This window comes from Corallococcus sp. AB049A (genome assembly GCF_003668885.1).
In the GTDB taxonomy this organism is placed as follows: Bacteria; Myxococcota; Myxococcia; order Myxococcales; family Myxococcaceae; genus Corallococcus; species Corallococcus interemptor.
On the sequence record NZ_RAWL01000125.1, the window covers coordinates 1 to 20,662 of the forward strand.

General features: G+C 72.5%; 13 protein-coding genes. 4 read left to right on the forward strand and 9 right to left on the reverse strand.

The window, feature by feature from the left end:
• Together D7X55_RS15890 and D7X55_RS15895 are read left to right on the forward strand one after the other, a co-directional pair.
• Positions 1 to 2,446, forward strand: a 2,446-nt coding sequence (locus D7X55_RS15890; RefSeq protein WP_233609867.1) for a penicillin acylase family protein, incomplete at its 5' end; no start/stop codon positions are given.
• 419 nt (positions 2,447 to 2,865) lie between these two features.
• The gene (locus tag D7X55_RS15895; RefSeq protein WP_014398530.1) at positions 2,866 to 3,546 is read left to right on the forward strand and encodes a Crp/Fnr family transcriptional regulator; all 681 of its coding nucleotides are present in this window, start codon (positions 2,866 to 2,868) and stop codon (positions 3,544 to 3,546) included.
• A 3-nt stretch (positions 3,547 to 3,549) separates the two neighbouring features.
• Here the strand turns inward: D7X55_RS15895 and D7X55_RS15900 are convergent, their stop codons facing one another.
• The 4 genes from D7X55_RS15900 to D7X55_RS15915 form a co-directional block, all read right to left on the reverse strand.
• Entirely contained in the window at positions 3,550 to 5,088 is a 1,539-nt protein-coding gene (locus tag D7X55_RS15900) for an adenylate/guanylate cyclase domain-containing protein (protein ID WP_121723480.1), read from the reverse strand.
• Positions 5,089 to 5,091: 3 nt separating this feature from the next.
• Positions 5,092 to 7,110, reverse strand: coding sequence for a protein kinase domain-containing protein (locus tag D7X55_RS15905; RefSeq protein WP_121723481.1), 2,019 nt, complete (start codon positions 7,108 to 7,110; stop codon positions 5,092 to 5,094).
• Positions 7,111 to 7,263: 153 nt separating this feature from the next.
• Positions 7,264 to 8,133: an NAD-dependent protein deacetylase gene (locus tag D7X55_RS15910; protein WP_121723482.1), complete on the reverse strand. Its 870-nt coding sequence runs from the start codon at positions 8,131 to 8,133 to the stop codon at positions 7,264 to 7,266.
• Positions 8,134 to 8,191: 58 nt separating this feature from the next.
• Complete coding sequence (locus tag D7X55_RS15915) at positions 8,192 to 11,317, reverse strand: serine/threonine-protein kinase (protein WP_120550719.1); 3,126 nt, start codon at positions 11,315 to 11,317, stop codon at positions 8,192 to 8,194.
• A 180-nt stretch (positions 11,318 to 11,497) separates the two neighbouring features.
• Between D7X55_RS15915 and D7X55_RS44655 the strand changes: the two genes are divergently transcribed.
• A complete protein-coding gene (locus D7X55_RS44655; protein WP_233609868.1) occupies positions 11,498 to 12,826 on the forward strand; it encodes a hypothetical protein in 1,329 nt (442 codons plus the stop codon).
• 1 nt (position 12,827) lies between these two features.
• Here the strand turns inward: D7X55_RS44655 and D7X55_RS15925 are convergent, their stop codons facing one another.
• A complete protein-coding gene (locus D7X55_RS15925) occupies positions 12,828 to 14,327 on the reverse strand; it encodes an amidase (protein WP_121723483.1) in 1,500 nt (499 codons plus the stop codon).
• 70 nt (positions 14,328 to 14,397) lie between these two features.
• Positions 14,398 to 15,135 carry a murein L,D-transpeptidase family protein gene (locus D7X55_RS45500; RefSeq protein ID WP_120550717.1) on the reverse strand — a complete coding sequence of 246 codons (738 nt, stop codon included), beginning with the start codon at positions 15,133 to 15,135 and terminating at the stop codon, positions 14,398 to 14,400.
• Positions 15,136 to 15,431: 296 nt separating this feature from the next.
• On the opposite strand from D7X55_RS45500, the gene D7X55_RS45505 reads away from it, so the two are divergent.
• Positions 15,432 to 17,654: an RIO1 family regulatory kinase/ATPase gene (locus D7X55_RS45505; RefSeq protein WP_121723484.1), complete on the forward strand. Its 2,223-nt coding sequence runs from the start codon at positions 15,432 to 15,434 to the stop codon at positions 17,652 to 17,654.
• 109 nt (positions 17,655 to 17,763) lie between these two features.
• On the opposite strand, the gene D7X55_RS15940 is transcribed toward D7X55_RS45505, so the two are convergent.
• The 3 genes from D7X55_RS15940 to D7X55_RS15950 all read right to left on the reverse strand — a co-directional run.
• A complete protein-coding gene (locus D7X55_RS15940) occupies positions 17,764 to 18,651 on the reverse strand; it encodes an alpha-ketoglutarate-dependent dioxygenase AlkB (RefSeq protein ID WP_120550715.1) in 888 nt (295 codons plus the stop codon).
• A gap of 12 nt (positions 18,652 to 18,663) precedes the next feature.
• Positions 18,664 to 19,377, reverse strand: a complete 714-nt coding sequence (gene deoD, locus D7X55_RS15945) for a purine-nucleoside phosphorylase (RefSeq protein WP_120550714.1) — start codon at positions 19,375 to 19,377, stop codon at positions 18,664 to 18,666.
• Between the two features lie 15 nt (positions 19,378 to 19,392).
• A partial coding sequence (locus D7X55_RS15950) for a LysM peptidoglycan-binding domain-containing protein (RefSeq protein WP_121723485.1) occupies positions 19,393 to 20,662 on the reverse strand: 1,270 nt, incomplete at its 5' end.

The following is a 20,662-nucleotide window of genomic DNA, read 5'->3' on the forward strand; positions in this document are numbered from 1 at the left end:
CCTCCGCGTCATGAGTGCCTTCTCGATGGTCCTGCGCATGATGCGCATGCTGCCGCCCGCCATGGCCGTGGCCACCCCGGGCGTGGGCCCGTGGCTCGCCCGCCGCCGCTGGCCGCGCGAGGAGGGCACGCTCACCCTGCCCGGCGTGCACGGCAAGGTGGAGGTGGTGCGCGACACGTGGGGCGTGCCGCACATCTTCGCCAACGACGAGCACGACCTCTTCTTCGCCCAGGGCTACGTGCACGGGCAGGACCGGCTGTGGCAGCTGGAGATGGGCCGCCGGCTGGTGGACGGCCGGCTCGCGAGCCTGCTGGGCGCCATGGGCCTGGGCGCGGACCGGTTCCTGCGCACCATGGGCCTGCGCCACATGGCGGAGAAGTCCTGGGAGCAGGTGGACCCGGAGGCGCGCGCCATCGTGGAGGCGTACAGCGCGGGCATCAACGCGCGCATCGCCGCGGAGCCGCTGTCGTACGAGTTCACCGTGATGGGCACGGAGCCCACGCCCTGGACGCCCGTGGACACGCTCGCGCGCGGCAACCTGCTGGCGATGATGCTGGGCGGCAACCACCGCCTGGAGCTCTTCCGCGCGCGGCTCGTCGCCGCGGTGGGTGAGGAGGTGGCGAATGCCCTCCTGCCGCAGAACGCGCCGGAGACGCCGCTCATCGTCCCCAAGGAGGCGCGCCTGCCGGGCCTCAAGGACGTGAAGGCCATGTCCGGCCTGGACAGCGTGGACGCGGTGATGGGCGACCCCAACATCGTCTCCGGCAGCAACAACTGGGTGGTGCACGGGCAGCGCACGAAGAGCGGCCAGCCGCTGCTCGCCAACGACGTGCACATCCCGCTGGGAATGCCGTCCACCTGGTACGAGAACGGCCTGCACGGCGGCCGCTTCCAGCACGTGGGCTTCTCCCTGCCCGGCGTGCCCATGCTGATTGTCGGCCACAACGGGAAGGTGGCCTGGGGCATGTCCAACCTGGGGCCGGACACCCAGGACTTCTACATCGAGAAGCTGGACGACCCGAAGGCGCCCAGGAAGTACCTGTACCAGGACGTCTGGCACGACCTGGAGGTGCGCCGCGAGGAGATCCCGGTGAAGGGCGGCGCGCCCGTGGTGCTGGAGGTGAAGAGCACCCGCCACGGCCCGCTGATGAACGCGGTGATGGCGGAGGAGCTGAAGGACAGCGAGCCCCTGTCCCTCAAGTGGGCGCACCGTGAATGCCAGCCGCTCATCAACTCCGTGCTCCAGCTCAACCTGGCCACGGACTGGACGTCCTTCCGCGCCGCCATGAAGCGCTGGGAGGGGCCGGGCCAGAACTTCGTGTACGCGGACACGGCCGGCAACGTGGGCTTCCAGTCCACGGGCAAGATTCCCATCCGTCAGGGCCACCAGGGCCTGCTGCCCATGCCGGGCTGGACGGGCGACAACGAGTGGACGGGCTTCATCCCCTTCGAGGAGCTGCCCGCGTCCCTCAACCCGCCCGCGGGCTACGCGGCCACGGCGAACAACAAGATCACGTCCGACGACTACCCGCACCTCATCGCGCACAACTGGTTCCCGGGCTACCGCGCGAAACGCATCACTGACTTGCTGGAGGCCGGCACGCAGCACACCGTGGACTCCATGCGGGACATCCAGGCGCAGACGTACTCGCTGCCCGCGGAGGCGCTGCGCCCCTACTTCCTGGCGGCGGCCCTTCCGGCGGACGACATGCAGCGCCAGGCGGTGGAGGCGCTGAAGGCGTGGGACCTGCGCTTCGAGCCGGAGGCCGTGGGAGCCACGGTGTTCCAGGCCTGGTACATCGAGGTGCTGCGCAAGCTGCTCCAGCACAAGCTGGAGCCGTCGCTGGTGAAGGAATACCTGATGGGCCAGTACGAACGGCATGGCAGCCTGCACATGCCCTTCGTCATCGGCCTGATGTCCCAGCCGGACAGCGCCTGGTGGGACGACCCGAAGACGCCGGAGAAGGAGACGCGCGACGACATCCTCCGCGCGGCGCTGGGCGTGGCCACCGCGTGGCTGGTGAAGACGTACGGCCCGAAGCCGGAGGCCTGGGCCTGGGGCCAGGTGCACCAGCTGACGTACGCGCACCAGACGCTGGGCGGGCCCGCCATCCCCGGCCCCATCCGCCGCGTCTTCAACAGCGCGCCGGTGCCGGCCCGGGGTGACAACTACTCCGTGGACGGCGCGTCGTTCCTCTGGAGCCACCCCTTCAAGGTGGTCCACGGCACCGCGCTGCGGATGATCGTGGACCTGGCGGACCTGTCCCGCTCCGTGTCCATCCACGCGCCGGGGCAGTCGGAGCACCTGTTCCACAAGCACCGCGACGACCTGATGGAGCTCAACCGCAAGGTGGAGTTCCACCCCATGCTCCACACGCGCGAGGCGGTGGAGAAGCACCGCGAGTCCACGCTGACGCTCGCGCCCGCGGTGGCCCTGGCCAAATAAAACAACCCGGACTTGAAGGCCGTCACTCCCCCCGGAGCGACGGGCCTCCAGGCCCGGGTTCAGTTGCTTCTCAGGCTCCAGCGGGAGCCGGCACTCGTATTCGCGTCGAGTTCCCCCTCAGAAACTCGACGCTTCCCCCTTCTATGTGCCAGCCCCTGCGGTCCCCCCCATTTCCCGCGCACGCCGCGGTGGGCTAAGAAGTCCCCCGACTCCCTGACTCACCGTGTCGCTGCTGCGCGGGCCCCCCTGCTTCCCGTGCTGCGATGAAGGAACAGTACCGGGACCCCCTGTTTCGATCTGTGAAGCGGCCCACAGGCCCGGTGTGAAGACGTTCACACCCGCCGGACTTGTCCGCCCGACCTGGATGGGAGGCTTCCCTACCTGCATCCGGGGATTGCGGGCAGAATGGGGTTCCCCTCATGTCCTACGCGCAGCTGCTGGCCGAAATCCCCATGTTTGAAAGCCTCGGCCGGGAGGACCTGGAGAACATGTCGTCGCTCCTCCAGCCCCGGCGCTTCGCGCGGGGGGAGGTCATCTTCCATCGGGGGGACGTGGGCACCGCGCTGTTCATCATCCGGCGCGGCCAGGTGGCCATCCGGCTCTCCTCCAGCGAGGGGCGCGAAATCACCCTGGCGCTGTTGGACCGGGGAGACGCCTTCGGAGAGCTGTCGCTCCTGGACGGCGAGATGCGCTCCACGGACGCCATGGCGCGCGAGGAGGCGCACCTGCTCACGCTCCAGCGCGACGACTTCCGGCGCTACCTGGAGACGCGGCCGCAGGTGAGCCTGGCGCTGCTCGCGAACATGAGCCGGCTGGTGCGGCGCACGACGCAGCTCGTTTACGACTCGGCCTTCCTGGACGCGCGCAGCCGCCTGGTGCGGGTGCTGCTGGAGCTGGCGAAGACGCAGGGGAAGCAGGGCCCCGAGGGGCTGGTCATCACCCCGAAGCTCACGCAGTCGGAGCTGGCCAACCTGTGCGGCGTCACCCGCGAGAGCGTCAACAAGTGGCTGCGCTACTACGTGCGCGAGGGGATGCTCAGCTTCGAGGGCGGGCAGATCATCCTCCTCCAGCCGGAGCGGCTGGGGCAGGACGCGGAGTAGCCCTCAGCCGCGCACGCGGAAGAGGGACAGCGGCTCCTCACGGCCCTTCACCTTCACGGGCTCCAGCGGCTCCAGCACGAAGGCGTTCGGATCCAAGAGGGCGCGCGTGGCGTCCGTCATCAGCACCTCGCCCGGGCGCGCGACGCCGCACACGCGGGACGCGACGTTGGTGGCGTCTCCCACGGTGGCGTACTGGAGGTAGTGCTCCGAGCCGATGTTGCCCGCCGCCACCGGGCCGGAGTTGAGCCCGATGTGGACTTCAATCTCCGGCACGCCCTCCGCCCTCCAGCGGGCGTTGAGGTCCGCCAGGGCGCGCTGCATCTCCACGGCCGCGCGCACAGCCCGGTCCGCGTCGTCCGGCCGGGCGAAGGGGGCGCCCCACACGGCCATCAGCGCGTCGCCGATGTACTTCTCCAGCGTGCCCTCGTGGCGGAAGACGACGTCCGCCATCACGGGGAAGTACGCGTTGAGCATGTCCACCACCTGCCGGGGCTTGAGGCGCGAGGACAGGGCGGTGAAGCCGGTGATGTCGGAGAAGAGGATGGTGACGTTCGCCTCGCGCACCTCCAGCGGCACGCCCCTCAGCGCCTTCAGCTGGCGCACGACGTCCGGTGGGAAGAAGCGCTGGTAGGCATTGCGCAGCACCGCCTCCTCCTCCAGCCGCCGCGCCAGGTGCGCGTGGTCCAGGGCGATGGCGGCCTGGTTGGCGAAGGCGGTGAGGAACTCCAGGTCCTCGTCCGTGAAGAGGCCGCCCTGGGTGAGGCTGTCCAGGTACAGCACGCCCAGCACCGCGTCGCGCGTGCGCAGGGGCACGCACAGCGAGGCGCGGATGGCCTGCCGGAAGACGGAGTCCGCGCCCACGAGCCGCGAGTCGTCCTTCGCGTCGGTGAAGAGGGCCGCCACGCCGCGCGAGTGCACGTAGTCCACGATGTGCTGGCTGTAGAAGCGCTCCGGCAGCGCCCCGCCCCGCGCGCCCCGGGACACGCGCGGCACCAGCGTCCCCGTGTCCCGGTCCACCAGCAGCACCGCCGCCCGGTCCACCGCCCAGATTTGAAAGACGAGCTGGACGACGCGCTCCAGCAGCCCGTCCACCGGGCCCGGGGAGGAGAGAATCTGGCCCACCTTGAGGAGCACCTGGAGCTTGTCGCGGGTGCGGTCCGGCGAGCGCGTGTCGAGCAGCGCCTCCATGGGGCCCGCGGAGAAGCGCGTCTCCAAAGGCTGCGTGCGCAGCGGGCCCCAGCCGTCCGGCAGCGGCGTGTCCAGGGACACCAGCCGGAACCACACCTCGCCGCAGCGGAAGGACTGGCCGTGGCCCAGCTCCTGGCGCGACACGCGGTGCGGCCCCACGAAGCTGCCGTTCTTGCTGTCCAGGTCCACCAGCACCACGCGCCCGCCCGCGCGCTCCAGCCGCGCGTGGCGCCGGGACAGGCTGGGGTGTGGCACGCGGATGCCGTTCTCCTCCGTGCGGCCGATGGTGGTGGTGCCCTCCGGCAGCATCACCACCCGTTCATCCACCTGGCCTGGATTGAGGATGACGCGCATGCGTCAGGCGGGCCCCTTGGCGGTGAAGGCCCCGGGCCGGGGCGGAGCGGCGGGCGCTTCCAGGACGGCGGGGGCCACCTGTTCGGAGGTGCGGTCCGTGGAGGACTCGGACGGGCTGCCCATGCGGGCCACCACCTCGCGCACCGCGAGCGGCTGGCCTCCGGGTCCGGGCAGGTGGCGGTCTGCGGCGAGCCGGCACTCGAAGGTGCCCTGGAGCCGCGTGGCCAGGGCTTCACTCACCAGCACCTGGTCGCGCGCGGCCACGGTGGCCAGCCGGGCCGCGGTGTTCACCACGTCCCCCAGCACCGTGTGGTCCAGGCGCCCGCGCCCGGCCGCGCCCACGTTGCCGGAGACGACGGGCCCCGTGTCCACGCCCATGCAGACGCCGTGGGCGTACGGGGACGCGTCTCCGCCGCTCCACGCCAGGCCCTGCAGCCGCTGCTTCACCGCGAGGCAGGCGTCCAGCGCTCGGGACACGTGGCCCTCGCCCTGGAAGACGGCCATCACGGCGTCGCCCAGGAACTTGTCCACCACGCCGCCGCGCGACTCCAGCTCCGGGAGGATGACCTCGAAGTTGGCGTTGAGCCGGCGCAGCGCGGACTCGGGCGGATGTTCGCGGGTGACGGCGGTGAAGTCCGCGACGTCCAGGAAGGCCACCGTGGCGTCCAGCTGCTCGCCCGCGAGCCCGCCGGGGCCTCGCACCAGCGGCAGCACCCGGTCCACGATGCCGCCGTTGACGAACATGCGCAAAAGCGCGTTCTCCTCCGTGGAGCGCACCGCGCGTCGCAGCTCGGCGACATGCCGCACCGTCTTGGCCAGCGTGGACTCCAGGTCGTCCAGGTCCACCGGCTTCACGAGGAAGTCGAACGCGCCCCGGTTCATCGCCGTGCGCAGGTTGGGCATGTCTCCGTAGGCGGAGACGATGACGACCTTCACCAGCGGATCCACTTCCCCCACGCGCGACAGGAAGGTGAGCCCGTCCATGCGCGGCATGTTCAGGTCGCACAGGACGGCGTGCGTGTCCGGGTTCTGGCGCAGGGCCTCCAGCGCCTCTTCACCGTCGCGCGCGAAGACGAAGCGGTAGACGCCGTCGCGCACGTGCCGGCGGAAGCGCTGGCGCATGAGCAGCTCCACGTCCGGCTCGTCGTCCACCACCAGCACCGTGGCGGCCTGCGTGGCGCGGCCCGCGTCCACCAGCGCGACGAAGGCGGCGGCCTGCTCGCGCGCGGACGTGAAGCGCTGCTCCGGCTTCGGGTGCAGCGCGCGCTGGAAGAAGGCGTCCCCGGCCGCGCCCAGCTCCGGCACCAGCTGCGAGACGGGCACCGCGGGCGGATGGAAGGTGCCACGCAGGAGCGCGCCCACGGACTCGGGGCCGTAGGGGAACTGGCCGGTGAGGGCGCGGTAGAGCACCACCGCGAGGGACCAGAGGTCCGCCCTCGCGTCCAGGTCCGGATCCGCGCGCAGCTGCTCCGGGCTCATGTAGCGCAGCGTGCCGGCGAGCCCTTCGGCCTGGACGGGCGCGCGGGACGGGTCGAGCGAGCGCGCGAGCCCGAAGTCGAGCACCTTCACCACCTCTTCCCCGTCCACGTGGGCGAGGAAGAGGTTGGCGGGCTTCAGGTCCCGGTGGACGAGCCCCGCCGCGTGCGCCGCCGCCAGGGCCCGGGCCACCGGCGTGACGAGCGCGGCCACCCGGGCCGGGGACAGGCGCCCCTGCTGGGTGAGGCGCGTCTCCAGGTCCTCGCCCTCCAGCAGCTCCATGACGATGTACGGCACGCCGCCGTCCACGCCGGAGTCATGCACCTGCACCACGTGCGGGTGGCGCAGCCGGGCCACGGCCTGGGCTTCCTGTTCGAAGTGGCGGTGGGCCTCCGGCGTGCGCGCGACGACGTCGGAGGCGATGAGCTTGAGGGCCACGTGCCGCTGGAGCTGCAGGTCGACGGCCCGCCAGATGGCGCCCATGCCACCGCCGCCAATCCTGCGCTCCAGCGCGTACCTGCCGCCCAGGGGGCGTCCGGTGTCCATCGGCCCTGTGTCTCCGTCCCGGGCACGGCATGGCGCGCGTGCCTCGCGAAGCCGGGGATGATGGCACACCTGGCCCCTCCCCGGGCGTGCCCATTCGGTGCCGCGCGCGAAGCTCCGGCGCCCGGCTGCACGGCGGGTGTGGGAGGAGGAGCGTCAGGCGCGGGTCAGCGCCTGGGCGAGCCGGGGCAGGACGTCCCCTGCCCTCGCCTCCACGCGCACATCCGCGAGCCCGTCGCCCCGGCTCTCCCCGATGTTGAGGATGCCGATGGGAATGTGCCGCTCCGCGGCGCGGGTGACGAAGCGGTAGCCGGAGTAGACCGTCAGCGACGAGCCCACCACCAGCAGCGCGTCCCCCTCCTCCACGAGCGCGAACGCGTCCTGCACCAGCGGCGCCGCGACGTTGTCACCGAAGAACACCACGTCCGGCTTGAGCGTCCCGCCGCAGCGCGTGCACGCGGGGACGTGGAAGCCCTCCAGGGCCTCCTGGGACAGCTCCGCGTCGCCGTCCGGACGCAGCTCCACGACGGTGTGCGCGAAGTCCGGGTTGAGGCCCAGCATCCGCGCCTGGAGTGACGCGCGGGGCTCCTGGGCGCTACACGCAAGGCAGCGCACCCGGGACAGCGCGCCGTGCAGCTCCAGCACGCGCTCACTGCCGGCCGCGTGGTGCAGGCCGTCCACGTTCTGGGTGATGAGCCCCGGCACCACGCCCGCCTTCTCCAGCGTGGCCAGCGCGAAGTGCGCGTCGTTGGGCCGGGCGGAGGTGAAGCGCGGCCAGCCCAGCAGGCTTCGCGCCCAGTAGCGCTGGCGCACCTCCGGCTTGTGGAGGAACTCGCGGTGCTGGATGGGGTTGCGCACCTTGTGGCGCGTCTCCGGGCCGCGATAGTCGGGGATGCCGGACTCGGTGCTGATTCCGGCGCCGGTGAGCACCACGATGCGGCGTCCGCGCAGCAGCGAGGCCAGGGCGTCCACGCCCGCTTCGAGCGGGAGCGCGGCGACAGGGGAGTCCGTGGTGAGGAGCGTCATTCCACCCCCCGTATAACGCGGCCCGTGCGCGCCTGCCCCGTGGCCTTGGCTGGGGCGCCTATCGGACGAGCGCATCCCTCGCGGGGTCCGCGGGCTTGGGCGTGGCCATGGCGGCCTTGAGGTCCCTGCGCGCGCCGGGGGGCAGCCTGGCGATCCAGCGGTCCATCGCCTGGCGCAGCTCCGGCACGGAGGACTCCTCGTCCGGCAGCGCGGCGGCCTCCTGGCGGGCCTCGGCGACCAGCCGCACCGCTCGGGCCGGGTCCTGCTTCGCGTCCCACAGGGCACGGCCCAGCATGTAGCGCGCGGCGGGGCGCTCCGCTGGACGGGGCCGGGCGCGCTCCCACCCCGTGACGGCCTTCTCCAGCGGGACCAGCGCCTCGCGCGGACGGCCGAGCACCATGTAGGTGCGTCCCAGGTCCACCAGGGCTCCCGTCCAGCCGCCGTTCACGTCGTCGGGCAGGGACGTCTGGAGCGCGGCGGCGCGCTGGAAGTACGGCAGCGCCTGGTCCGGTTGGTTGCGGTAGCTGAGCGTCTGGCCCATGCCCCGCAGCACCAGCGCCAGCGTGGGGTGGTCCGGGCCCAGGCTCTTCTCCACCTGCGCCAGCGCCGTGGCGAAGCGCTGCGTGGCCTCTTCCAGACGGCCCATGTGCACCAGCAGCGTGCCGATGTTGTTGACGATGATGGCCACCGTGGAGCTGTCGCGCCCCTCCGTCGTCTCCGCGATGCGCAGCGCGCGCTCGTACAGGGGCAGCGCCTCTTCGCGCTTGCCCTGGTACTGCAGCGCCAGCGCCAGGCTGTTGAGCGCGTCCGCCACCTGCGGATGGTCCTGGCCCAGCGAGCGCTCCAACAGCGCCAGCGCGCCCCGGGCCAGCCGCTCCGACTGCACGAAGTCACCCTGCTGCCAGCGCACGCTGGCCTGCTCCAGCCGGATGCGCGCCACGTCCGGATGCTCGGGCCCCAGCGCTCCTCGCACGGTGCCCAGCGCGCGCTCATAGAGGCCCAGGGCCTCCTCCGCGCGCCCCTGGGAGCGGCGCACGGTGCCCAGCTCCACGCGCACGTCCGCGACCTCCAGGGCCTCCGGACCGAAGCGCTTCTCCAGGAAGGACAGCGCGCGGGTGAGCTGCTCGTGCGCCTCCGGGTAGCGGCCCTGACGCGACAACAGCCGGCCCAGGTTCATCGCGAGCGCCCCGGCCAGCTCCCTGCTGCCGCCCAGACGCTCCACCGCGGCGCTGGCTCGCTCCGCGGCCTGCTGCCCTTGCGCGTAGTGATCCAACCGTTCGCCCGTCACGCGCACCGCCAGCGTCCACGCGCGAGCGGCGGCGTCGTCGTTGCGGCCAGCCTCCGCGGTCCACGCGGCCTGGAGCACCGTGGCCTCCGCGCCCCGGTAGTCCCCTGCCCCGTCCTTCAGCTCCGCGAGCAGCAGCAGCGCATCCGCGGCGCCGGACCAGTCCCCCGCGGCGCGAGCGGCCTGGGCCACCGGCTCCACGCGCGCCACGCCCTGCGAATAGCGGCCGGCGGCGCGCAGCGCCCGCGCGTCCACCAGCGCCTGGAGCAGCGCGACCGTGCGGTCCCTGGCGGCGGGGTCGTCCGGCGCGGAGTGGCCTCGCGACGTCAGCGCCTCCACGTCCGAACAGCCCGCCAGCGTCGTCAGCCCCTCCACCGCGCGGGGCGCCCGCTCCACCAGGTCCGGATCCGCCTGCGTGAACAGCTGCGTGAGCGCGGCCACGTCCGCGAGCCGCGCGTCCAGACAGCGCATGCGCAGCGCCATCACCGCTTCGCTCTGCTCGTGGCGCACGCGGGTGGCCTCGCACGCCGCCGTGCGTGTCGTCACCCACGCGGCGGTGTACGCATCCAATCCCCGGCGCACGTGCCGGAAGGCGTCGTGCGCGAAGCGGCGCCCGGTGCCGACGAAGGCCGCCTCCACCGCCTGCTGCCGGGGCGCGTCCCACACGCCGTCCATGGCGCGCGCGGCGCCCTCGCAGCCCGTGACGTCGCGGCCGTGGAGCACGTGCGTGAGCCCCACCGCGGACAGGAGCAAGAGTGATGCGCCCGCGACGCGCAGCCGCCGGGTCCGGCGCGCCGCCGGGTCCGACTCCAGCGCGGCGATGAGCGCCTCCATGGAGGCGTGGCGGTCCTCGGGCTTCACCGACAGGCCCTTCACCACCACCTTGCGCAGCCACTGCGGCACGCCCGAGTGCCGGGGCACGCTCTTCACGCGCCCCGCGTGCACCGCCTGGGACAGCTCCTCCACCGTGCTGCCCGCGAAGGGGCGCTCGCCGTAGAGGCCTTCGTAGAGCGCGACGCAGAAGCCGAACTGGTCGCTTCGTGCGTCGGTGCGCTCCTCGGGCGGAAACTGCTCCGGGGCCATGTACGCGGGCGTGCCGCCCTCCATGGCGCGCGGATGGTCGGGGCCTCCGGGGGTGAGGGCCGGGACCACGGCGCCGAACATGATGCGCGACAGGCCGAAGTCGGTGACGCGCACGCGGCCGTCCTGCCCGACGAGGATGTTCTCCGGCTTCACGTCGCCGTGCACCACGCCCACCGCGTGCGCCGCGGCGAGCCCCCGGGCCACGGCGAGGAACACCTCCACCACCTGGCGCCACGGGTGCGGACCGTCGTGCTCCCACTTGCGCAGCGTGTGCGCGTCCACCAGCTCCATGGCCAGGAAGACCTGCCGGCCGAAGGTGCCCACGTCGAAGACGGAGACGACGTGCGGATGGGAGACGCGGGCCATGGCCTTCGCCTCGCGCAGCACCTGCGTGCGGCCCGCCTCCGCGCCCAGCCCCAGCGCCTCCACCTGGAGGAGCTTGAGCGCGACGCGGCGGTCCAGCTCCGGGTCATAGGCGGCGTACACGACGCTCATCCCGCCCACGCCCAGCATCTCCAGGATGAGGTAGCGCCCCACCGCCGTGCCGCGCGCCAGGGGCGGCGTGGGCAGGCGCAGGCGCGGCTTCTTCCCGCGCCACGGGTCCACGGCCAGCGTCGCCAGCTGGCTGTCGAGGACCTCCTCCTCCGGAACGGGCCCCTCCTCCACGGGCGGCTGCACCTTCAGCGCCTCGGACACCATGCGCCGGCAGGAGGGACACGTGTCCAGGTGCTCGTCGACGAGCGCGGCCCTGTCGGGAGGCAGCGTCCCGAGCAGGAGGTCCATGAACGTGGTTTCGTCCAGGCAGGCGAGGGGCATGGGAGGCACGAGGAGGCCAGCAGCACAGCAGGTGTCACGGCGGGCGTCGAGTCACCCGGGGGACGTTTCAACCGTTGAAGGGTCGCCTGCTCGCCGGGTGGGACGTCGGTTCACGAACGCAGGGAGTGCATTGTGTTGAGGCAGGGGCCCCTTTCTGCTCAGTGTCCGAGCATGCGGCGGTTGCGACGTCTCGGATGGGCCCTGATATCGCTGGCGCTGCACGCCCTCCTCTTCGGGCTGTTGTGGGCGCTGGACCCTCATCCGTCATCCAACGGACGCACGGCGCAGGTGCGCGCGAAGGCGGTCGAGGTGGAGATCATCACCTCCCCTTCCGTCACTCCGGTCCAGGAGCCCGCCACGCCACCGTCCGGCATCGCGACGCGTGAGCCGCCACCCCCTTCGAAACCACGCGCACCGGTGAAGGCCGCGCAGCCGGAGGCACCGCCGGCGACCGCGAACCGCGAACCGCCGGAGCCGCCTCCGCCTCCCGTCGCGACGCGCGAGCCCGCTCCCGCCGAAGACGCTCCGCGCGCACCGGCGGAGGACGTTCCGCGCCTGGACATCGCGACCCGGGCGCCCACCGCGGACGCCCCCCGTGCGCAGCCTCCGGGCACGCTGTCTCCGAACCTGCTCCCCTCCCCCGGCTCGAACCCGGGCGGGGTCATCATCACGACGCCGGAGAACTCCCGGGGCGGAGGCCGCACGCTGCGCCCTGGCGACCCCAGCCTGTCCGCCGAGTCCCGCGCCGCCGAGGAGCGCGCGCTCGTGTCGGAGCGCGTGCAGGGCATCATCGACGAACGCCGCGCGAGGGACCGCGTGGAGACCGGCCGCGTGCACCCCTACTTCGGGCAGCTGCGCGCGCAGCTGGAGAAGCAGATGGAAGCCCCGCCCCTCTTCGACATGCCCAGCTTCCCCAAGCAGCTCCTGTACTCGTACGCGGAGAAGGCCCGGCAGTTCGGCGCCAGCGGCAGCCCCGGGAGCATGCCCGGACTTCGCAGCGCCCCCAAGCCGGGCGAGCTCGTCGCGAAGCGCGCCCGCGACGAGCCCGGCTACAACCGCCTGCGCGCCCAGTCCCAGGCGGGCGAGGAGCTCCAGGACTTCGCCCACGGCGTCAGCACGATGAAGCTCACCGTCACGCTGGAGCTGAACCAGGGCCCGGACGGCCTGCTGCGCGAGGTGAAGCTCATCAGCCGCAGCGGCAACCGCGCCTACGACGACTACGTGCTCCAGTCCGTCCCGCCCGCGCTGGGCAAGTCCGCCGCGCCGCCCCCGGACGCCATGGGCGTGCACACCGACGGCATCCGCAGCGTGTGGGCCGTGGAGGGCCGCGTCGTCTACACGCGAAAGGCCAGCGACATGAAGAAGGCCACGGACAACGTCTACCTCGCCGCGCTCGCCGCCGCGGGGCTCCTCGCCGGCAACTTCGATGAGACCACCGGCGAGGTCTACGTCATCGACGTGCGCAACCCGCACTTCGAATGCCGCTCGCGCCTGCTGCGCGTCTACTGACTCACGGCGTGAACGCCGAAGGCCACCGCACACCGCCGCCCAGCGGCAAGAGCGCTTCCGCCACGTCGAGCAGCGCCCCATCCATCCAACGCCGCCCCACCAGCTGGGCCCCCACCGGCAGGCCCGACGCCGTGCGCCCGATGGGGAGCACCACCACGGGGCTCCCCGTCGCGTTGAACAGACAGGTGAACCCACCAAGCGCCTCCAGGTAGTCGCGAGGCACGCCGTCCACGTCCACGGGAGCCCCGAACTTCGTGTGCACCGGCGCGGCCGTCATCGCCACCGGCACGAGCCACGCGTCCCAGCCGGACAGGAAGTCCTCCAGCTGGCCGATGTGCCCATCCCGCCGGCTGAGCGCCGTGCCGTAGCCCGTCATGTCCACGCGCGAGCCCTGCAGGATGGCCTTCGCCAGCAGGTCGCGCTCGAAGGGAAGGAACTGCTGCTGGTAGCCCTCGCGCAATGGCGGCGGCAGGGGCGCGCCCACCTCGCCTCCATTCAGCAGCCCCCACACCTCCACCAGGTCCGCGAAGTCCTGCCCCGAGGGCACCGCCTGCTCCACCACGGCGCCCTGCTCGCGCGCGGCGGCGGCGAAGCGCTGGAACACCTCGCGCGTCTCGCGGTCGGCCTGGAAGGGGCCCAGCGTGTCCGCCCACGCCAGCCGCAGGCCCTTGAGCGCCCGGGGCTTCGCGGGCCCCACCGGCGCGACGGGCGGCACCTCCGGAGCGCGCGGATCCGCGCCCTCGATGAGGGACAGGAGGAGCCGCAGGTCCGCCACCGACCGCGCCAGGGGCCCCGCGCACGCCATGTGGCGCACGTGGCGCGGCCCGCCCGGCATATCCGGGATGTGGCCGAAGGTGGAGACGCGGTGCTCCGTGGGCTTGATGCCCACGATGCCGCAGTAGTGCGCCGGCTGCCGGATGGAGCCACCAATGTCGCTGCCCATTTCGAACGGGGTGAGCCCCGCCGCCACCGCCGCCGCCGCGCCCCCGCTGGAGCCGCCCGGCGTGCGCCCCAGGTCGTGCGGGTTGTTCGTCCGGCCCCAGAGCGGCCCGTCCGTCTGCAGGTCCCCCGACAACGGCGGCAGGTTCGTCTTGCCGAAGAGGATGGCCCCCGCCGCCTTGAGCCGGGCCACCACGGTCGCGTCCTCCGCGGGCACATACTCCGCGAAGGCCGGATGGGCGGACGTCGTGCGCAGGCCCCCGGTGCTGAACGCGTCCTTCACCGTGAAGGGCACGCCGTGCAGCGGGCCCCACAGCTCTCCCCGGGCCAGCGCCGCGTCCGCCGCTTCCGCCCGCTTCCGGGCCTGGGCCTCGTCCCACGTCACCACGACATTGAGCGCGGGGTTGTGCTCGCGGGCACGGGTGAGGAAGGCGTCCAGCGCCTCCACCGCGCTGACGCGACGCTCCCGAAGGGCCGCGGCCAGCTCCGTCGTCGTGAGGGACACGAGCGCTCGCGCGCCCCCGGTGACTTCAGGCTCCTGATGCGGGATCGATGAACTCATGCGCGCGGCTTCCCCCGGACGGCGGCGCCGGAGACACGGGCCTGGCCGTCCCCCGCGTTCTACCAGCTCCTCAGCGCGCCCTGGCCTGGGGCGCGGGCGTCACCACGTAGGCGGACCGGGCGGCGTCCACCTTCACCCGGGGTGGACGCCGGGACTCCTCGAAAAAGCGGTATCCCGGCTCCAGGCCGCGCCAGAAGGCCTTCCGGGCCTCCGGGACGCCGGACAGGGCCTCCAGCGCCGCGAGCCCGGCCGCGTCCAGCCGCCTGGGGAAGAGGTGCACCGGCACGTCACGGCCCATGCGGGCGCGGGCCTCGGACACCATCACGTACAGCTCCTCGATGGGGCCGTCCTCGATGGCCAGGCAGCCGATGCTCACGCAGTCGCCGTGGATGTAGATGTCGCCCCCGGGCTGCGCGGCGCCCTGCTTCCGGTCGAGCGCGTTCGGGTAGCTCACCCGCATGGACAGGTGGTACGCGCTCTTCGGGTTGAAGAGGTCCACCGTGTAGAAGCCCTCCGGGACCTGCAGGTCGCCCTGGGCCCGCTTGGGGCCCACCTCGCCGGAGGCGGCGCAGACGGGGAAGGTCCGCACCTTCACCAGCGGCTGGCCCGGCCGGCCCGCCCAGACCTCCAGCTCCCGCTCCACCTTGAAGGCCCGGAGGTAGAGCTCCTCCGGGGGCCAGGCCAGCCCCGCCTTCTGGAAGGTCTGGACCAGGGCCTGGGTCTGGCGCTCGCGGGCCGCCGCGACCCGGTCCTCGGCGTGCGCCCCCAGCGAGGCCAGCAGGACACCCCACACGAGAAAGACCTTCATGGGCGGAATGCTCCTTGGGTGAAAACCGGTTGGACGCCTGCCGACGTCAATCCGGTCCCCGGGCAGGGGTGGCCGGCGAACAGGATACCGGCCCGGGGGCACCCCTGGCCCCCTGCTTCCCAAGCTGCTAGCAAGCGGTCTGTGGGCCTTCTGGATGACGTTCAGCGTAACGGCGATGGAAACCAGGGGCTGCCCGGTGTTCTCATCTCCAACGTGCACGATGGCGAGCAGGGGCCGCCGGTGCGCGCAGCGACTGAAGCTCCCCGCCCCGTGCCGTTCCGGCCTTTTGCCTAAGAATGAATGACTCCCTCGAGACCCTCCTCGCCGACGGCATCATCGACGCCGTCATCGGCCAGCTGAAGACGGGGAAGGAGGCGGAGGTGTGGCTGGTCCAGCACGCCGGCCAGGTCGTCGCAGCGAAGCTGTACAAGGAGCGCCACGAGCGCAACTTCCGCAACAACGCCGGCTACAAGGAAGGCCGTGAGGTGCGCAACTCGCGCACGCGGCGCGCCATGGAGAAGGGCAGCCGCTTCGGGCAGGCCGCCGCGGAAGAGGCGTGGAAGAGCGCCGAGGCGGACTCGCTGTACAAGCTGCACGCGCAAGGCGTACGCGTGCCCACGCCGGTGATGTTCTACGAGGGCATCCTCCTGATGGAGCTGGTGCTGGACGCGGAAGGCCAGCCCGCGCCCCGGCTCGTGGAGGCCCCGCCCCAGACGCCCGAGGAGGCCGAGGCCCTCTACCTGGACCTGCGGGGACAGGTGATTCGGACCCTGTGCGCGGACCTCATCCACGGGGACCTGTCGCCCTACAACATCCTGATGAGCGGCAACGGGCCGACCATCATCGACTTTCCGCAGACGGTGGCGGCGGCGCGCAACAGCCAGGCGGAGTTCTACTTCCGCCGCGACCTGGACAACGTGCGCGAGTTCCTGACGGGTATTTCGACCCGGCTGGCGGGCCGCGCGGGTGACACGGGCGAAATCTGGAACGCGTACGTGCGGCGTGAGCTGACGCCGGAGTACGTGCCGTCGGGCGCGTTCCGCGAGGCGCCGAGGGGTCAGCGGGGCGCGGGCCGGCAGGCCTTCCGGCAGGAGCGGTTCCTCCAGCAGGAGGAGGCCCGGCTCACCGAGGCCCGTCCGGCTCCGGCGCCCGTGGCGGCGGTGGAGGAGGAAGGCATCAGCGCGGAGGAGGCGGAGCTGCGCGCGCTGGAGGCGCTGGTGCTGCGCCAGGGTGGCGGCGAGCGCGGGCGGCCCATCGTCACGCAGAGCTCGAGGGACGGGCGCCGGCGCGGTGGGTTCGGTGGCAAGCCGCCGCCGCGCACCGGCAACGCGCCCCGGCCCGGGAACGGTGCTCCGCAGCAGAACGCGGGAGCGCGTCCGGCCCAGGGCGGTGGCAACAACCGGCCCAACGGCAACAACGGGCGGCCGCAGCAGAACGGCCCGCGCACCGGCGCTCCGGCGCAGGGCGCGAGTGCCCCGGCGGCCCAGGGCGATGCGCGCATGAACGGCCGGCCGCAGCAGAACGGGCCGCGCAACGGCACCCCGCGCAACGAGCCGCGCCGCGATGGACGTCCGCCGCGCCAGCCCAACGGTGAGGCGCGCATGAACGGCCAGCCGCACGGCGACGCCCCGCAGCAGCAGAACGGGGCGCAGCGCATGAATGGCCAGCCGCACGGCGACGCCCCGCAGCGGCTCAACGGCCAGTCCCACGGCGACAATGGCCAGCCCCCTCGGCAGAACGGGGCGCAGCGGTTCAACGGACAGCCCCACGGCGACAGTGGCGAGGCCTCGCAGCGGCAGAACAGGCCGCCGCGCATGAACGGCCAGGCCCAGGGTGAGAACGGCCAGCGTCCGCAGCGGCAGCCGCGCATGAACGGCCAGGCCCAGGGTGAGAACGGCCAGCGCCCACAGCGGCAGCCGCGCATGGACGGCCAGTCGCAAGGCGAGAACACCCAGCGCCCACAGCGGCAGCCACGCATGGACGGCCAGTCGCAAGGCGAGAACGGCCAGCGTCCGCAGCGGCAGAACGGGCCACGCATGAACGGCCAGTCCCGAGGCGGCGAGCCGGCCATGAACGGGCAGCCGCGCATGAACGGCCAGCCCCGTGGCGGCGACCCGGCCATGAACGGCCAGCCCCGTGGCGGCGACGCGGACGTGAGCGGCCAGGCGCCGCAGCAGAACAGCCGCATCCCGCGCAACGAGTGGCGCGCGAACGGCCGTCCGCAGCAGAACGGCGGCCCCCGCCAGGACGGACCGGGAGCCCCGGCGCGCATGAACGGCCGGCCTCCGCGCAACATCCAGGATGACGCTCCCCAGCAGAACGGAGAGCCGCGCCAGAATGGCCGGGGGCCGGGTCCTCGCGAGGCGCGTGGCAACCTGCCCAACAACGGTCCCCGGATGCCCCGTCAGGGCCCGGAGCGCGGCGCGGGACGTTCGTCCCGGGGTTCCGCGCCCCAGGTGAGCTACGTGGCCCGTCCGCCCCCGGCCTCGTCCTCGAATCCCGAGACGGGCTCCTCCTAGCCTTCAGTCAGGGGAGCGCCCTGGCAGGCCTCCCCGCCATCGGCGCACCGCGAAAACCTGTCCGACTGTCGGACAGGTTTGAGCCGCGCCAGGCAGGAGGCGCGGCGCCCTACTCCGCCTGCACCGGCGGTTCCTTCGCCAGCTCCTCGCGGAAGAAGCGGCTGCCCTTCGCGAGCGTCTCCATGTACGGCCGCACGTCCTCGCGGGCCTCCGGGCTCAGCGCCGCGAACGGCGTCACGTGCGCGTCCGGCACGTAGCGGAACGTCAGGTTGATGCGCCGCGTGCGGAAGTCCGGCAGCTCCGGCGGCATCACGTGGCCCGCGCGCGTGTCCACCCGTTGCACGCGGTGGAACGTCTGCTCCTTCCACTGCGCGCCACCGAAGAGCTGCAGCGCCCCGTCATCCAGCCACTGCTCCAGCACCACCGCGTCGCGCTCACCGGGCCGCGTGGACGTGACGAACTGGATGAGCGCGCGCTCGCCCAGGGACAGCGACGCCACCGGGCCCGGCTCGAAGTCCTTGTGCTCGCCCACGCGCGCGGTGTCCACCCAGCGCCCGTCCTCCAACCGGCTGCCGTAGAAGTTCACCAGGCAGGTGTTGAGGTGCCAGCCCTGCGGCATGTCCGGGCCCCGGAACATCCGCCGCGCCAGCGCCTCCACCTTCTCAATCTGCCGCTGCAGCACCGCCGGGAAGGGCTCCGCCTTCACGCAGCGGTTCTTCACGCCCTTCGGCGGCCGGTAGTAGTCCAGACACGCGAACTGCCAGTTGCCCAGCCAGTACACGGGCCGCAAGAGCCGCCGCTGCTGCTGTCCCTCCGGCGGCGGGAAGTGCTTCGAATAGCGCTCCTCCCACAACGGGTGCAGCGTGCCCAGCCACGCCAGGATTTCGGCGCGGTCCGCGTGGTTCAGGAAGCTCGCGTTGTAGTGGTGGCCCGGGGTGCGCTGCGCGGCCTTGCGCGCCAGCGGGGAACCCGGGCCCCTGCGGGGAGGCAAGGCCATGCGCTCAGGTCCTCACGCCTCTTGGGCGGCCACGTCGAACGCCAGTTCGATCATCTCGTCGAACGTCGTCTGACGGTCCTCCGGAGACAGGTGCTCGCCGGTGAGGATGTGGTCCGAAACGGTGAGCAGCGCCAGCGCCCGCGCGCCGAACTCCGCCGCCACGCCGTACAGGCCCGCGATCTCCATCTCCACCGCCAGGATGCCCATCTTCGCCAGCGTCGCGTTGAGCGCTTCCTGCGGGTGGTAGAAGAGGTCGGAGGTGAAGACGTTGCCCACGCGCACCGGCTTGCCGCGCTTCTCCGCCGCCTCCACCGCGCGGCGGGCCAGCGTGAAGTCCGCCACCGCCGGGAAGTCGTGGCCCATGGCGCGCATGCGGTTCACGTTGGAGTCCGTGCCCGCGCCCATCGCCACGATGACGTCGCGCAGCTTCACGTCCGTGCGCAGCGCGCCGCAGCTGCCCACGCGGATGAGCACCTTCGCGCCGTAGGTCTTCACCAGCTCCGTCGCGTAGATGGAGATGGAGGGTACGCCCATGCCGTGGCCCATCACGGACAGCCGCTTGCCCCGGAAGGTCCCGGTGAAGCCCAGCATGTTGCGCACCGCCGTGACGGGGCGCGCGTTCTCCAGGAAGCGCTCGGAGATGTAGCGCGCCCGGAGGGGGTCGCCCGGCATGAGGACCACTTCGGCGAAGTCACCGGGAGACGCGGAGATGTGCGGAGTTGCCATGGAACGCGAAGCCTTTCAGCGCCCGGTCGACAGACCGGACGGAACACCCGTGGGAACGGCCACCGGCGTCGGTGCCGGCGCGGCGGGAGTGCACGGGTTGGGCAGCTTGCCCGAAGCCGCGGGCGCCGTGTTCACCAAAGCGGGGGCCTGCGTCGCGGGAGGCAGCCGGCGCGGCGGCAGCTGCACCGGCGGAGGAATCGGGCAGTGCGTGCACGGGCCCTTCAGCGGAATCACCAGCCGCCGGCCAATGCTCAGGAACGTGTTGCGCATCCGGTTGGCCTTCTTGATGGCCACCACGCTGGAGTTGTGACTCATCGCGATGCCGCCCAGCGTGTCGCCGTTGCGCACCCTGTACATCATGAGGTTCTGGTCCGGCTGGAGCGCCAGCAGCGGCGCCACCCGGCGGCCCAGCTCCTGCGCGCGGCCGTTGAAGAAGCGCACGTGGAAGTGGTCGCGGTGCCGGCGCGCGTGCTTGATCAGCGAGTTGAAGCCCGCGTTGAACAGCGAATCCAGCCACACCTTGTCCTCGCCAATGGACAGCGCGTAGTCGTACAGGACCTTCATCACGCGCTTGTCCACGAGGATCATCTGCACGTCGGTGTTCACCACCAGTGAGCGCACCAGGGCCCAGTTCATGGCCACGTCGATGTAGCGCTCCCGCTCGCGCTCGCGCACCGGCTCCGCGGTCGGGTAGTAGAAGCCGAAGTCCACGTCGCGGCCGTTCTGGTGGCTCTTGTGCGGGCGCAGGTAGCCGCCGTCCTTGGTGGACAGGCGGTTGACGCGCAGCGGGGGCACGTTCGGGTACTGCGCGCGCACCGCGCGGATGGCGGCGGCCACGTAGTCGACGGTCTCCTTCGTGCCATAGGCAATCTCCGGAGACACCACCAGCCAATCCTTGTCATCCGGCACGCGCACGCTGTTGAGCTGCCGGCCGCTCTCCACGAAGCCGATGGACATGGAGCCGAGCGTGGCCGGGTCCTTCTTCCACGCCTCGGTGAGCGCCTCGTCGGACAGGTCGGCGGTGTACAGCGGGCCGGACGGCGCGGCGGGTGCGAGCGGCGCCTGCATCTCGCCCTCCTCGCTCACGCCTTCGTCGTCGGTGGCCGCGGTGGCCTCGTCGTCGTCCTCCTCCGCGTCCACCGGGCAGGGGTTCTCACGCACGGCGGCGTCGGTGACGACGGCGGCCACCTCCGAGGGGGACGGCATCGCGGCGGGCGCACCGGACGGCGTCACCACGGGTGCGGCCGGGGCCTGCTCGGGCGCCGTCGCGGACGGGGCCTCGGCG

Excerpts from the sequence above, each read along its gene's own strand:
- D7X55_RS15895 (WP_014398530.1), top strand. The coding sequence starts at position 2,866 with ATGTCCTACGCGCAGCTGCTGGCCGAAATCCCCATGTTTGAAAGCCTC.
- D7X55_RS15900 (WP_121723480.1), bottom strand. The coding sequence starts at position 5,088 with ATGCGCGTCATCCTCAATCCAGGCCAGGTGGATGAACGGGTGGTGATG.
- D7X55_RS15905 (WP_121723481.1), bottom strand. The coding sequence starts at position 7,110 with ATGGACACCGGACGCCCCCTGGGCGGCAGGTACGCGCTGGAGCGCAGG.
- D7X55_RS15910 (WP_121723482.1), bottom strand. The coding sequence starts at position 8,133 with ATGACGCTCCTCACCACGGACTCCCCTGTCGCCGCGCTCCCGCTCGAA.
- D7X55_RS15915 (WP_120550719.1), bottom strand. The coding sequence starts at position 11,317 with ATGCCCCTCGCCTGCCTGGACGAAACCACGTTCATGGACCTCCTGCTC.
- D7X55_RS15925 (WP_121723483.1), bottom strand. The coding sequence starts at position 14,327 with ATGAGTTCATCGATCCCGCATCAGGAGCCTGAAGTCACCGGGGGCGCG.
- D7X55_RS45500 (WP_120550717.1), bottom strand. The coding sequence starts at position 15,135 with ATGAAGGTCTTTCTCGTGTGGGGTGTCCTGCTGGCCTCGCTGGGGGCG.
- D7X55_RS45505 (WP_121723484.1), top strand. The coding sequence starts at position 15,432 with ATGAATGACTCCCTCGAGACCCTCCTCGCCGACGGCATCATCGACGCC.
- D7X55_RS15940 (WP_120550715.1), bottom strand. The coding sequence starts at position 18,651 with ATGGCCTTGCCTCCCCGCAGGGGCCCGGGTTCCCCGCTGGCGCGCAAG.
- deoD (WP_120550714.1), bottom strand. The coding sequence starts at position 19,377 with ATGGCAACTCCGCACATCTCCGCGTCTCCCGGTGACTTCGCCGAAGTG.